We start from the raw sequence: 12,711 nt of genomic DNA, 5'->3' as shown, positions 1-12,711 counted from the left end.
GAATTTAATTTTTTGTCACTTTTTGAAAGGGATTTTCATGTATAATGAAGAATATATTGATATAGTATTATATTAATGATCATTGTAACAGTGAGTATGTACAATAGCTTGTAGCAAACGCCCAAGTGTAAGAAAGGGCGGATAAACCATTCTTTTCTTCATATACATATAGAAAATGAGAAAGAAAGTGAGGGTTGCATATGGCTGCTTGGGTAATTTGGTTTATAATAGCTGGTATTTTATTTATCGCAGAAATGTTGTCGATTACATTTTACATGCTTTGGCTTGGAATTGGAGCTGTTGTCGGAGGTCTTATTGCTTTGTTTGCTCCTGATGCACTACTGTTACAAGTTACTGTTGGTGCAATTGTGAGTTTAACTTTGACATTCTTTACGAAAAGAATTTCAAAAAACTTTCGAGAAGCAAAAGGTTTTACTGATACAGTAGATATGCTTGTTGGTAAAAAAGGGGTTGTTATGCAAGCGATTACAAATGAAGCGAATGGTATTGTGAAAGTGGATGGAGATACTTGGACAGCTATTGCAGATTCTTCAATTGATGCTGGAGAAAAAGTCGTTGTTATAAAGAGGCATAGTACTATATTACAAGTGAAAAAGGAGAGTGAATAAATATGGTAGCATTAACGTTAACGATTATATTCGCACTAATTGTAGTTACATTTATCGCATTAACAATTAAAATTATTCCTCAGCAAAAAGTTGGGGTTGTTGAAAGATTTGGTAAGTTTCAACGTATCATGCACCCAGGGTTAAATATTTTAATACCAATTGTAGATCGTGTTCGTGTATATCATGACTTACGTATTCAACAAACGAATGTACCACCGCAAAAGGTAATTACGAAAGATAATGTTCAAGTAGAAATTGATACTATTATTTTCTATCAAATTGTTGAACCAGAACTTGCGACATATGGTATTTCAAACTATGAATATGGTGTTCGTAATATTACTTCAGCAACGATGCGTCAAATTATCGGTAAAATGGAACTGGATGAAACGTTATCTGGTCGTGAAAAAATTTCAACAGAAATCCGCTTAGCGCTTGATGAAGCAACAGAAAAATGGGGCGTACGTATTGAACGTGTCGAAGTTGTTGATATTAACCCGCCAAAAGATGTGCAAGCATCAATGGAAAAACAAATGAAGGCTGAGCGTAATAAACGTGCGATTATTTTAGAAGCTGAAGCAGCAAAACAAGATAAAGTCCTTCGTGCTGAAGGGGAAAAGCAAAGTAAAATCTTGATGGCTGAAGGGGATAAAGAAGCGCGTATTCGCGAAGCTGAAGGTATAAAAGAAGCAAAAGAATTAGAAGCGCAAGGGGAAGCAAGGGCAATTGAAGAAATTGCAAAAGCAGAACAAAATCGTATTGAATTGCTTCGTGAAGCGAATTTGGATGAGCGTATACTTGCTTACAAATCATTTGAATCATTAGCTGAAGTTGCAAAAGGACCAGCAAATAAAGTCTTTATTCCGTCTAATGCAATTGAAACACTTGGTACTCTTGGGGCAATTGGAGAAATATTTAAAGAAAAACAAGTGAAGAAACTACCTTCAAATGATACAGGAAAAGAACAATAAAAGTGAGGAAGAGAAATGGGATACCATTTCTCTTTTTTTGCGTATATTCCGAAAAGCTTGTACATATCCATGTATAAAGAAGGTGATGCAGTGAAAAAGTATGCAACTCGAATACATGGGAAGAAACTGATTTCGTTACTCCTTTTATATGCGCTAATAGTAATTATGATAGCGTCGATTTTGACGTCATTTTTACATACAATGAAATCGAATTATGCAAATCAATGGTTTGGAAAAGTATCGATGCAAGGTTTTGTTCAAATGATAGAAAGTGAGAATCGCTATTACGGATTTGATTATTTTAAGAAGAATAAAAGAGAGTCAGTTGGAAATTTAATGTTCTCTATTGCGACAGATTTGAAAATTAAAGATTTAAGAACATTCGTCGGTAAAGAAGTACCTGGTATGTCAAAGTATTATTCTAATATTATCGTAGCTGGGGAAGGGACAAACTTGACGAATATCCCAAATGAATCTAGTGTACCGATTGAAGAAGTAACGAAAGAACGGGAAGTAGCAAAAGATAAAGTTACAGAAGCGGAAAAGAATAATCCGGTTCAGAAAAAGAACGGAGCGAAAAAAGGTGAAAGTGCAGTATATATTTATCATACACATAGCTGGGAATCCTTCTTTCCATTATTACCAGGGGCTACGGATCCATCAAGTCCAGATGTAAATGTGTCCTTACTAGGGAAACGTATGAAAGAGCAACTTGAAGGACAAGGAATTCCGGTAGTTCACGATAAAACGAATATGGGTGATTTATTAGCGAGTAAAAAATGGAAATGGCCGCAATCATATAAAGCGTCTCATGAATATGTAAAAGAAGCATTAGCACAAAATAATAAAATTGCGTTTCCAATTGATATACACCGTGACGATCAGCGTAAGAAAGTAACAACAAAAGTAATTAACGGAAAATCGTATGCAAGATTATATTTTATAATTGGGATGGAAAATGAAGGCCGTGCTGAAAATGAAAAAATTGCAAGAGCGATCAATAGTTATTTAGATGAAAACTACTACGGATTAAGTAGAGGGATTTTTCCAAAGTATAAAAAAGATGGAAATGGCGTTTATAACCAAGATTTATCGAAAAATGCGATGTTAATTGAAGTTGGTGGTGTTGATAATACGTTAGATGAATTATATAACACAATTGATGTGTTAACAGAAGCGTTTAGTAAATATTATTGGAATGATGCGGAAAAAGTGAATGGATGAGGGACGGGAGACCGTTCCTTTTTTATTTTGGAATCTTAAAAAGTGATATAATGGAATTTTATGAATGTTAAATAAAGGGAGAGAGAAACATGCAAATACTACTAATACGCCACGGAGAATCAGAAGCTGATATTTTACATGTGCATGAAGGTCGAGCTGATTTTGAGTTAACTGACAAAGGGAGACAACAAGTACAAAGACTTGTACAGAAAGTGAAAAAAGATTTTGCGCCAGATTTCATTTGGGCAAGCACATTAAAACGCGCTCGTGAAACGGGTGAAATATTAGCAGAAGCAATTGGTTGTCCAATTCAATTAGAAGAGGAATTAATGGAGTTTAATAATGGAGTGCAAGCAGGCTTATCATTTGAAGAAGCAAAGAAATATCCAGAGCCAAAGTTTCTTCATGACCGTTTTGAAAACGGAGAATCATTTATTGAGTTTCGAATGAGAATAGAAGGAATCTTTTCTAAAATTATGATAGAGAATACATATGATCGAATTGCAATTGTTGCCCATGGAGGCGTAATTAATAGTCTATTACGTGCATTTTTCAAAATGCCAATTTCAATGGACTACTATTTCAAAATGGGAGATACGGGAATAAGTTTAATTGAAATTGAGGGTGAACAAAAAACGGTGCATTTCATTAATGATACGAATCATTTGGACGGGATGTAAAGACTTATGTACAAAGTTGTATTTTTCGATGTTGACGGTACGTTATTAAGTGAGATTGATAGAAGCATGCACGAAAGTACAAAAGAAGCGATACGAAGGTTAATAGATAAAGGAATTCACGTAGTTGTTACAACTGGAAGACCGTATAGTTTATGCTCACAATTTAAGGAACTAGGTATAAATACGTTTATTTCAGCAAATGGTGCACATATAAAATGTGGGAAAGAAGTTATACATAAATCAGTACTTTCAAGCGAAATCGTTCATGATATTTCAAATTTTGCTGAATTACATGGTCACAGTGTTTCTTACTTTACAGAAGAATTTGCAATGAATAATATTGCTTCCAAAGATGAACGTGTCATGCGAGCGTTAAATGAAACTTTAAATTTAGAGCGGTATCCTGACAAAGTTAGAAACTTATCAGATGAGATGTATTGCATATGTCTGTATGCTGATGATACAGAAGCTCAAAAATTCATTGAAAGATATCCAGCACTTACGTTTGAGCGTTTTCATGGTTACGTTATAAATGTATTGGAAGATAGTAAAGTATCAAAGCTAACTGCAATTCAAAAAGTATTGGAACATTTAAACATTAGTAAATTAGAAGCCATTGCTTTTGGCGATGGTGGAAATGATATTGAGATGTTGCAGTATGTAGGATTAGGAGTTGCGATGGGAAATGGTGGAGAGGAGTTGAAGAGAAGGGCTGATTTCGTTACAACGAAGGCGAGTGAAGGCGGAATTTCTTATGCCTTAAAGAAGTTGCGAATTATTTAAAACTAATAGTTAGTCAGTGTGAAAAATACTGTTTTAATAATGGCTTTTGTTAATATGTATACTGTTTTAGGGAATTATTTGAGCTCTCCTACTTACAATTTAACTGCAGAACAAATCCTTTATTTTCGCGTAGCAGGGCTGTTTGGTATGTTGCTGTCACCACTTGCAGGTCTTTTAACAAAGAGGTTTGAAGTAAGGAAAGTTCTTCAAGGAGGATTGTTGATTGTTATTTTTAGTCTAAGTTCAATGGGCTTTGTTTCGGATCTATCTCTACTTGTAATGATGAGTGTCTGTTTTGTAATAGGTATTGCTATATCCGTTCCGTCTTTAGTTTCTCTTGGAGGTCAATTAGGAGGGAAAGCAAGGGGAATATACTTTTATTTTTAGGTACTAGTATAGGACCTATCATTTCTATTTATCTTATGAAAATAGGAGGTTATGCTCAAACATTTATTTTATTAGGAATGATACTTTTTATTGGTTTTGTAGCTAATTAATGAATGAGTGGAAAATCACTCAAATAAAGGAATGCGAGGATCTTTCATATGCTTGCATAATAAAATATGAATTTGTCCACGATGATGATAAAAGTGTGCAACGATTTCAAGTAACCATTCAAAGCGCGAATAAGAAATCCCCCAATAGGCAGTCATAACTTCTGCTAATTCTATTTGGGAGTAGGAAAGAAATGTTTTAGAGAGAAGGTTGTATCCTTCAATCATCGTTTGTTGCATGTGAGCAACTGTTACGGGTGTATGTTCTATATAAAAGGTATGTAATTCTTTTTCTGAAATACCATTTAAAATGAGTAAATCAGCATGACAAATAAGAGAAAGATGTGCACACATTTCAAATAATGATCGTTTTGAGTGAATCGGTTGTATTTTTAAATCGTTTTCACTATATTGGTTAAGCATATAAATAGAAGTATCAATAGCAACTTTTAGTTGATGCAATGCAGATTGAACAAACATTGTAATTCTCCTCGTCTCCGTATATAATAGTTTCTTGAGGATATTATATCATACTCAAAATTCCGAAAATTCTAGTAGTTTGACTAGCATAATGAAAAGTATTATATTGTAAAAGGTCATATGAAACGTGAAATAGAATGGAATGCAATTATTGAGTTAGGAGTTAGACCAATGAGTTTGAAATATGGAAGAGATACAATTGTAGAAATTGACTTAAATGCTGTAAAACATAATGTAAAAGAATTTAAAAAACATGTAAATGATGAAGAAATTAAGATGATGGCTGCTGTAAAAGCGAATGGGTATGGCCATGGGGCAGTTGAAGTTGCCAAAGCTGCAATTGAAGCGGGAATACATCAACTTGCAGTTGCATTTGTAGATGAAGCAATAGAATTAAGAGAAGCAGGAATTACTGTGCCAATTTTAATTTTAGGATACACACCAGTAGCGGCTGTAGAAGATGTAATTCAATATGACGTTATGATGACTGTTTATAGAGTAGAAGATTTACATGGTATAAATGAAATTGCAAACCGTCTTCAAAAGAAAGTACAAATTCAAGTGAAAATTGATACAGGAATGAGTCGTATCGGTTTACAAGAAGAAGAAGTTAAACCATTTTTAGAAGAATTAAACCGTATGGAGTATGTAGAGGTAGTAGGGATATTTACGCATTACTCTACGGCAGATGAAATCGATAAATCATATACGAATATGCAAACAAGTTTATTTGAAAAGGCTGTTAATACAGCGAAAGAATTAGGAATTCAAATACCATATATTCATAGTTCAAATAGTGCGGGATCAATGGAATTAAGTAACACATTTCAAAATATGGTACGCGTTGGAATAGGAGTGTACGGTATGTATCCATCAAAAGAAGTGGATCATTCAGTCGTTTCTTTACAGCCTGCGTTGTCGTTAAAATCAAAAGTAGCTCATATTAAACATGCGAAGAAGAATCGTGGTGTAAGTTATGGGAATACGTATGTAACAACTGGTGAAGAATGGATTGCGACTGTACCAATTGGTTATGCTGATGGTTATAATCGTCAATTATCTAATAAAGGCTATGCGTTAATTAACGGGGTTCGAGTACCTGTTATTGGCCGTGTTTGTATGGATCAGTTAATGTTGGATGTTTCAAAAGCGATGCCAGTACAAGTAGGAGACGAAGTAGTATTCTACGGTAAACAAGGTGAAGAAAATATCGCAGTAGAAGAAATAGCGGATATGTTAGGTACAATAAACTATGAAGTTACATGTATGCTAGATAGAAGAATTCCGCGTGTCTATAAAGAAAATGACGAAACAATTTCAATTGTAAATATATTAAGAAAAAACTGAATCATTTCGATTCAGTTTTTTTATTCATATCAAATGCGAATATACCCTCGTTATGTAATACGGAGTAAACTTTGTGAAACACACTTTTTAGTTCATCTAAATTAAACTATCACCGGCAGAGATGACCAGTCCCGCAACAAAAATCTAATATACGAGAGTAGGGAAGAGCATCTTGTAAAACGAGGCTGGATAGGAGTATTCAACAAAATGTCCCCAATGTTTATTATAGATGTCTGCTAAAATATCATAATTAAAATAAATTGTTTTTTTAACATATGTATTCACCTAAAAATTCATTAAATTATAATAGTCATGCCTCGTGTTAATTTCAAAACCACATTGTGTATATAGTTTTAAAGCGTGGATATTTTTCGTTTCGACGTCTAACTCAATTGTTGAAACTCCTTCTGTAATAAGAGTATGTACTATATTACAAAGAATATCTTTTCCGTATCCTTTACCTTGATAAGAAGGATGAACGGCGAATCCTGATAGTGTAGTAGATTGCTCTTGTTTAGAAACTGTAATTGTTCCTATCACTTTTTCAGCAATAAGGGCACTGTAAACTTGATGAGAAGGTGAAGTCATCATTTTTTGTAACCATGTAGCCGTATTTTCTACTGAATCACCAAAAGCTTTACTAGAAATTTCAATAAGATCAAGAAGTGATTCTGAAGTTGCAAGAGTAAGCTGTATATTATTATCTGTTGTTTTTTGAATTTCGTTTGTTTTGAACTCCATACTATATTCACTATATAAATATGGTAACTTCATATGTTTTACAAATTCATTCCCAGACATAGAATCCCCATTAATAATAAGAAGAGCTTCATCTGTCTCTCTATTTTGTATTTCTTTCATTGCAGTTTGTAAAAGGATAGTTCCGAAACGTTGTTTTCTAAAATGAGGATGTACAAAGCCTATTAGTTCAAGCTTTGTTGGTCTTTCGAAATCATACATATTTAAAGCGCCAATTAATTGAGTACCGTTATAAAGAAGAAAATCGTTTATATAATCTTCATTTCGATTTTTTAAAAAGTTGATATGTAAATCTGAAGAGTAATCAAGATTGTCTTGTTGCCCGCAAATATAAGCCAAATCCTTCATTTGTTGTATTTCACTTTCTGTTACAGAACGCTTTTTCTGAATATCCATTTCATAATCCCTCTCATTCGTATTTAAAAATAGGATGGGTGACTTAACCATTCCTTTAATTCCACACTACCTTGCACAGATAACAGTCGGTATAAATAACGATAAGGCTGTCTATATTCTTCTAAGTGAGGAATAGACATAATTGTTTCGTAACCACTTTTAAAGGCATGTGCTTCTTTTTCTGTAAATTCTATAAATTCATTATATAACAGATGATGTGTTATGAGGATAAAGATAAAAAGATAGACAGCATACTAACATTTATAGTGAAAACTCATTAAAAATATTATATTTCTCTATTTTTGTATGAATTGTCTAAAAATAATGGTGGTAATATTTGAATGTAAGACTCGTATCTTTAAATCTATGAAGAGTAAAAGTAAAATTAAGCATTCATTTATAAGATTGTGAATCACAATAATGTAGACTATAGAAAATATTTCTCAATAATAAAATGAAGAGAAAAGCATGAAGAAGTAGAATGCATTCATTTATAATAGACTTAAATTAATTAATATAATTAATTGTTAATTTTATTATATTAATTGGATAGGAGAGAATGTTATGGCAAATGTACTCGTAATAAATTTTCCTGGGGAAGGTCATATTAATCCGACTTTAGCTGTTGTAAGTGAGTTAATTCAGCGAGGGGAAACAGTTGTTTCTTATTGTATTGAAGATTATAGAAAGAAGGTTGAAGCAACAGGTGCGGAATTCCGAGTGTTTGAGAATTTTCTCTCTCAAATTAATATTATGGAACGAGTAAATGAAGGTGGGAGCCCTTTGACGATGCTATCTCATATGATTGAAGCATCAGAGCGTATTGTTACTCAAATTGTAGAAGAAACAAAAGAGGAAAAATATGATTATTTAATATATGATAATCATTTTCCAGTAGGACGTATTATAGCGAATATTTTACAATTACCAAGCGTTTCATCCTGTACAACGTTTGCTGTTAATCAGTACATTAATTTTCATGATGGGCAAGAATCGAGACAAGTAGATGAAATGGATCCATTATATCAATCTTGTTTAGCGGGAATGGAAAGATGGAATAAGCAGTATGGAATGAAATGTAATAGTATGTATGATATTATGAACCATCCTGGTGATATTACGATTGTATATACTTCAAAAGAATATCAGCCACGTTCAGAGGTATTTGATGAATCGTATAAATTTGTAGGTCCATCAATTGCTACTCGAAAAGAAGTGGGGAGTTTTCCTACCGAAGATTTAAAAAATGAAAAATTGATTTTCATTTCTATGGGAACAGTTTTTAATGAACAACCTGCTTTGTATGAAAAATGTTTTGAAGCTTTTAAAGATGTTGATGCGACAGTCGTATTAGTCGTTGGTAAGAAGATAAATATAAGTCAATTTGAAAATATCCCGAAAAACTTTAAGTTGTATAATTATGTCCCGCAATTAGAAGTTTTACAGCATGCTGATGTATTCGTGACACATGGTGGTATGAATAGTTCGAGTGAAGCGTTATATTACGGTGTTCCATTAGTTGTAATTCCGGTAACAGGAGATCAGCCATTCGTTGCAAAACGATTGACTGAAGTAGGGGCAGGAATAAGACTTAATCGCAACGAGTTAACTTCTGAATTGTTACGTGAGACTGTAAAGAAAGTAATGGATGATGTGACGTTTAAGGAGAATAGTCGTAAAGTGGGAGAGTCGCTTAGAAATGCCGGTGGATATCAAAGGGCAGTTGAGGAAATATTCAAATTAAAAATGAAGCCGTACGTAAAGATTAAATAGATGTTAAAAACACACTTACTTTTAATTTGTAAGTGTGTTTTTAGTATTACGCGTTACATGTGTTACATAAAAATAGCGATAAAGGAGAAACTTTTGTGTATATAAATCGATACCTTTGAATTAGTAGTAAAATTACGTTAAAATAATACTAAGAAAATATATAAGTTTTGGGGGTAATGAATGAAGAAAGTATTTGAATACGTATTATTAACAATTGGCTCAATTATAGTAGCAGGTTCATTAGAGCTTATTTTAGCACCTAATGGATTAGTAGATGGCGGGGTAACGGCTATTGCTATTATGGCAAATAAAGTCGCAGGATTGCCGCTTTATGGTGTGTTCTTAGGAATTAATATCCCAATTTTATTATTTACTGCAAAAGTAATGGGAAAGAAATTTTTTATCCGTACATCTTATGCGAATGTAGTTACAACACTCGGATTAATTTATTTAAAACCATTTCCAGCAATTACGACTTCTGAGTTATTAATTGTACTTTATGGTGGAGTACTGTTTGGAATTGGTGTTGGGATTGTTGTTAAAATGGGTGGAGCAATTGACGGTTCGGAAATGTTAGCAGTTTGGATGAATAAACACTTTAATGTACCGATTAGTACATTTTTACTTGCAGTAAATGCAGTTATTTTCATCTTTGTTGCCATTTTATTTTCAATCGAACAAGCGATGTTCTCATTAGCAATTTTCTATATTGTTACGAAGATGATTGATTTTATATTAGATGGTATTAATCAAGGTAAGAGCGTTATGATTATTTCTGGTAAGAATAAAGAAATAGGCGATTTACTTATGAAAGAATTGCAACTATCTGTTACGTATCTACATGGAGAAGGTGGTTTTTTAGGGGAGCATAAGAGAATCATTTATTGCATTACAAACCGATTCATTTATCCGAAAATGAAAGATCTCGTTCTCTCTGTAGATCCAGCCGCTATAATCGAAGCTTCCTATTCAACAGAAACGACTGGTGTGAAACGTCCGGGAAGGAAAGCTAGGTCAGGTGAATAACTAGAAGAAGGCTGTCCAAAAAGTTATTTTGGCACAGCCTTCTTTTTTATTTTGTTGAATTGTTAACATGTTACAAATTAAATCCACTGTTAAAAAGTTTCCTTGCAACTAGGAAACCAAGCGTCTTTTAATAATGTAGCCAACGTTTCAATTTTATTTTCTGGAATACTACCAAAGCCGAGTAATACGTATGATTCCTTACGTAAATCATTCACGAAATCATATGGAGAAAGTGGGTATAATTTAACGCTTTGTTTTTTAGCGGATTCAATCAGTTCATTTTCATTCATACAGTTATGGACACATAAAACAATATGAAGTCCGGACTGTTCGCCAAGAATTTGAACATTAGCCCCCATTTCTTTCATAATGGATTTTACTAACGCATGATGTTTTCTTTTATATAGTGTACGACTCCGATTAAGGTGACGTTCCCAATTCCCGCTTTGTATAAAGTTAGCAAAAGCAAGTTGTTGTATTGTAGCGACTGTTTGTTTGAAAATTCCATGCAGTTCTTGATACGTTTTTAAAAGGTGTGGTGGTAAAACAACATATCCCATTCGTAAAGAAGGTAAAAAAGATTTTGAGAAAGTTCCCATATAAATAACGCGTTCATTTGAATCAAGACTTTGTAAAGAAGGAATCGGCTTACCAGCGTAGCGAAACTCTCCGTCATAGTCATCTTCAATAATGTATCCGCTGCAATCATTAGCCCACTTTAACAATTCTAATCTTCTAGATAAAGGCATAATAATCCCGAGTGGAAATTGGTGTGATGGTGTAACGTATGCGACATTGGAATTTGTATTGTATAAACTAGAAATATCAATACCTTTTTCATCCAATGGTATGGGATGAATTTGTCTATCACAGCTTTTAATGATTGCGTGTATACGGTGAAATCCAGGGTTTTCAATGCCGTATTCTTTTGTAGGACCAAGCAGTTGAAGTAGTAGCCAGAGAAGTGGCTGCGTTCCGGCGCCAATCACAATTTGATCAGGTGAAGAATGGACACCGCGAGAATGATATAAATATGTTGATATATGCTCTCGAAGAGCGAATTCACCTTGAGGGTCTTCTTTGGCAAATAGTGCATTTTCGTATGTAAGTATGGATTCTTGTAATGCTCGTTTCCAATTTGTAATCGGAAATGCATTTTGATCAATAAGTCCTTGGCTACAATCATATTCAAATTTTTCGTCTATCAAATTGCTCGTCTTCTTTGCTGCATTTCGCTTTTTATTTGGGATAACGTCAATATCGAAATTTGCTACAAAAATACCACGTTTCGGTTTACTTTCTACATAACCTTCAGCTAATAATTGTTGATAAGCTGATTCAACAGTAATGCGGCTAATATTAAGTTGTGATGCTAAATTTCTGTGTGAGGGTAGACGTGTGCCAACAGAAATAGTCCCTTGTATAATTTCAGCTTTTATATATTCGTAAATTTGCAAGTAAATAGATGTGTTACTTTGTAATTGCAATGGGATAGTAAAATCCATATAAAACTCTCCTTTAAAACTGGCCTTATAAAAAACACTTAAACTGCCACTTAAGTAAAGGGCAGTTACTTTCTATAATAATGATATAACATTTAGAAAATTATTTAAATAGTTAAGGGAGAGTTAAAAATGAATGTTAAAGAAGTAGTAACAGAAGAGCAATTACATGAAGTATTACCTGTTTTACAGCAATTACGAATGAAACTTTCAAAAGAGGAAACAAGCTCTTTATTTCGAAATATGAAAGAAGAAAATTATAAACTATTTTCGCTGCGTAATGAGAATGATGAAGTTGTTAGCCTTGCAGGTGTAGCGATTTGTACGAACTTTTATAATAAGAAACACGTTTTCGTATATGACCTTGTAACAGCAGAAGCACATCGTTCAAAAGGACATGGGAAAGTATTACTTTCGTATATAGAGAACTGGGGAAAGGAAAACGAATGTGAGTCTATCGTCCTCACGTCAGCATTTTCAAGAATTGATGCTCATCGTTTTTATGAAAGAGAAGGGTATGATAAGGTGAGTTATTCTTTTCATAAAGAATTATAAAAAATAAGAAGAAGTTGTCCCGCAAAAGTTGGGAACAGCTCCTTCTTATTTTTTAAGTTATTATTAAACCGTAAATAGGTTGTAAGTTATGG

General features: G+C 33.4%; 12 protein-coding genes and 3 pseudogenes. 10 read left to right on the top strand and 5 right to left on the bottom strand.

What is annotated here, in order from left to right; genetic code table 11:
• Positions 1-200: 200 nt before the first annotated feature.
• From GBN78_RS24995 to GBN78_RS24970, 6 genes and pseudogenes are all read left to right on the top strand, one after another.
• Positions 201-629 carry an NfeD family protein gene (locus GBN78_RS24995; protein WP_152127820.1) on the top strand — a complete coding sequence of 143 codons (429 nt, stop codon included), beginning with the start codon at positions 201-203 and terminating at the stop codon, positions 627-629.
• A gap of 2 nt (positions 630-631) precedes the next feature.
• Entirely contained in the window at positions 632-1,600 is a 969-nt protein-coding gene (locus GBN78_RS24990; RefSeq protein WP_000226253.1) for an SPFH domain-containing protein, read from the top strand.
• A gap of 15 nt (positions 1,601-1,615) precedes the next feature.
• Positions 1,616-2,824, top strand: coding sequence for a stage II sporulation protein P (spoIIP, locus tag GBN78_RS24985; protein WP_002098533.1), 1,209 nt, complete (start codon positions 1,616-1,618; stop codon positions 2,822-2,824).
• A gap of 89 nt (positions 2,825-2,913) precedes the next feature.
• On the top strand, positions 2,914-3,504 hold the full coding sequence (locus tag GBN78_RS24980; protein WP_001166433.1) for a histidine phosphatase family protein: 591 nt from the start codon (positions 2,914-2,916) through the stop codon (positions 3,502-3,504).
• A 6-nt stretch (positions 3,505-3,510) separates the two neighbouring features.
• Complete coding sequence (locus GBN78_RS24975; RefSeq protein WP_000278964.1) at positions 3,511-4,287, top strand: Cof-type HAD-IIB family hydrolase; 777 nt, start codon at positions 3,511-3,513, stop codon at positions 4,285-4,287.
• A 30-nt stretch (positions 4,288-4,317) separates the two neighbouring features.
• Positions 4,318-4,784: pseudogene (locus tag GBN78_RS24970) on the top strand (MFS transporter); the annotation flags it as partial.
• Between the two features lie 15 nt (positions 4,785-4,799).
• Here the strand turns inward: GBN78_RS24970 and GBN78_RS24965 are convergent.
• On the bottom strand, positions 4,800-5,261 hold the full coding sequence (locus GBN78_RS24965; protein WP_152127819.1) for a DinB family protein: 462 nt from the start codon (positions 5,259-5,261) through the stop codon (positions 4,800-4,802).
• Positions 5,262-5,432: 171 nt separating this feature from the next.
• On the opposite strand from GBN78_RS24965, the gene alr reads away from it, so the two are divergent.
• Positions 5,433-6,608 (top strand): alanine racemase, encoded by a 1,176-nt coding sequence (alr, locus tag GBN78_RS24960; RefSeq protein ID WP_152127821.1) that lies wholly within the window; start codon positions 5,433-5,435, stop codon positions 6,606-6,608.
• 22 nt (positions 6,609-6,630) lie between these two features.
• Here the strand turns inward: alr and GBN78_RS30740 are convergent.
• The 3 genes and pseudogenes from GBN78_RS30740 to GBN78_RS24945 form a co-directional block, all read right to left on the bottom strand.
• Positions 6,631-6,893 (bottom strand): annotated as a pseudogene (locus GBN78_RS30740) (class I SAM-dependent methyltransferase); the annotation flags it as partial.
• Positions 6,894-7,763 (bottom strand): GNAT family N-acetyltransferase, encoded by an 870-nt coding sequence (locus GBN78_RS24950; protein WP_000354426.1) that lies wholly within the window; start codon positions 7,761-7,763, stop codon positions 6,894-6,896. It abuts the pseudogene before it with no gap.
• Between the two features lie 23 nt (positions 7,764-7,786).
• A pseudogene (locus tag GBN78_RS24945) lies at positions 7,787-7,948 on the bottom strand (nitrate reductase); the annotation flags it as partial.
• A gap of 379 nt (positions 7,949-8,327) precedes the next feature.
• Here GBN78_RS24945 and GBN78_RS24940 point away from each other — a divergent pair.
• Positions 8,328-9,536 (top strand): macrolide family glycosyltransferase, encoded by a 1,209-nt coding sequence (locus tag GBN78_RS24940; protein WP_152127818.1) that lies wholly within the window; start codon positions 8,328-8,330, stop codon positions 9,534-9,536.
• A gap of 180 nt (positions 9,537-9,716) precedes the next feature.
• On the top strand, positions 9,717-10,562 hold the full coding sequence (locus tag GBN78_RS24935; protein WP_000755125.1) for a YitT family protein: 846 nt from the start codon (positions 9,717-9,719) through the stop codon (positions 10,560-10,562).
• Between the two features lie 89 nt (positions 10,563-10,651).
• Here the strand turns inward: GBN78_RS24935 and pdxR are convergent, their stop codons facing one another.
• Complete coding sequence (pdxR, locus tag GBN78_RS24930) at positions 10,652-12,067, bottom strand: MocR-like pyridoxine biosynthesis transcription factor PdxR (protein ID WP_152127817.1); 1,416 nt, start codon at positions 12,065-12,067, stop codon at positions 10,652-10,654.
• Between the two features lie 129 nt (positions 12,068-12,196).
• Between pdxR and GBN78_RS24925 the strand changes: the two genes are divergently transcribed.
• Positions 12,197-12,619 carry a GNAT family N-acetyltransferase gene (locus GBN78_RS24925; protein WP_001101110.1) on the top strand — a complete coding sequence of 141 codons (423 nt, stop codon included), beginning with the start codon at positions 12,197-12,199 and terminating at the stop codon, positions 12,617-12,619.
• The last annotated feature ends 92 nt before the right edge of the window (positions 12,620-12,711 follow it).

The sequence above is a fragment of the Bacillus sp. B2-WWTP-C-10-Post-4 genome (assembly GCF_009183805.1).
GTDB classification, from domain to species: Bacteria; Bacillota; Bacilli; order Bacillales; family Bacillaceae_G; genus Bacillus_A; species Bacillus_A cereus.
This window is presented reverse-complemented; position numbering and strand designations above follow the sequence as displayed.

What these genes read in the sequence shown, in the direction of transcription:
- GBN78_RS24925 (WP_001101110.1), top strand. Translation starts at nt 12,197, where the DNA reads ATGAATGTTAAAGAAGTAGTAACAGAAGAGCAATTACATGAAGTATTA.
- GBN78_RS24980 (WP_001166433.1), top strand. Translation starts at nt 2,914, where the DNA reads ATGCAAATACTACTAATACGCCACGGAGAATCAGAAGCTGATATTTTA.
- GBN78_RS24975 (WP_000278964.1), top strand. Translation starts at nt 3,511, where the DNA reads ATGTACAAAGTTGTATTTTTCGATGTTGACGGTACGTTATTAAGTGAG.
- GBN78_RS24940 (WP_152127818.1), top strand. Translation starts at nt 8,328, where the DNA reads ATGGCAAATGTACTCGTAATAAATTTTCCTGGGGAAGGTCATATTAAT.
- alr (WP_152127821.1), top strand. Translation starts at nt 5,433, where the DNA reads ATGAGTTTGAAATATGGAAGAGATACAATTGTAGAAATTGACTTAAAT.
- GBN78_RS24990 (WP_000226253.1), top strand. Translation starts at nt 632, where the DNA reads ATGGTAGCATTAACGTTAACGATTATATTCGCACTAATTGTAGTTACA.
- GBN78_RS24965 (WP_152127819.1), bottom strand. Translation starts at nt 5,261, where the DNA reads ATGTTTGTTCAATCTGCATTGCATCAACTAAAAGTTGCTATTGATACT.
- pdxR (WP_152127817.1), bottom strand. Translation starts at nt 12,067, where the DNA reads ATGGATTTTACTATCCCATTGCAATTACAAAGTAACACATCTATTTAC.
- GBN78_RS24950 (WP_000354426.1), bottom strand. Translation starts at nt 7,763, where the DNA reads ATGGATATTCAGAAAAAGCGTTCTGTAACAGAAAGTGAAATACAACAA.
- GBN78_RS24935 (WP_000755125.1), top strand. Translation starts at nt 9,717, where the DNA reads ATGAAGAAAGTATTTGAATACGTATTATTAACAATTGGCTCAATTATA.
- spoIIP (WP_002098533.1), top strand. Translation starts at nt 1,616, where the DNA reads ATGGGATACCATTTCTCTTTTTTTGCGTATATTCCGAAAAGCTTGTAC.
- GBN78_RS24995 (WP_152127820.1), top strand. Translation starts at nt 201, where the DNA reads ATGGCTGCTTGGGTAATTTGGTTTATAATAGCTGGTATTTTATTTATC.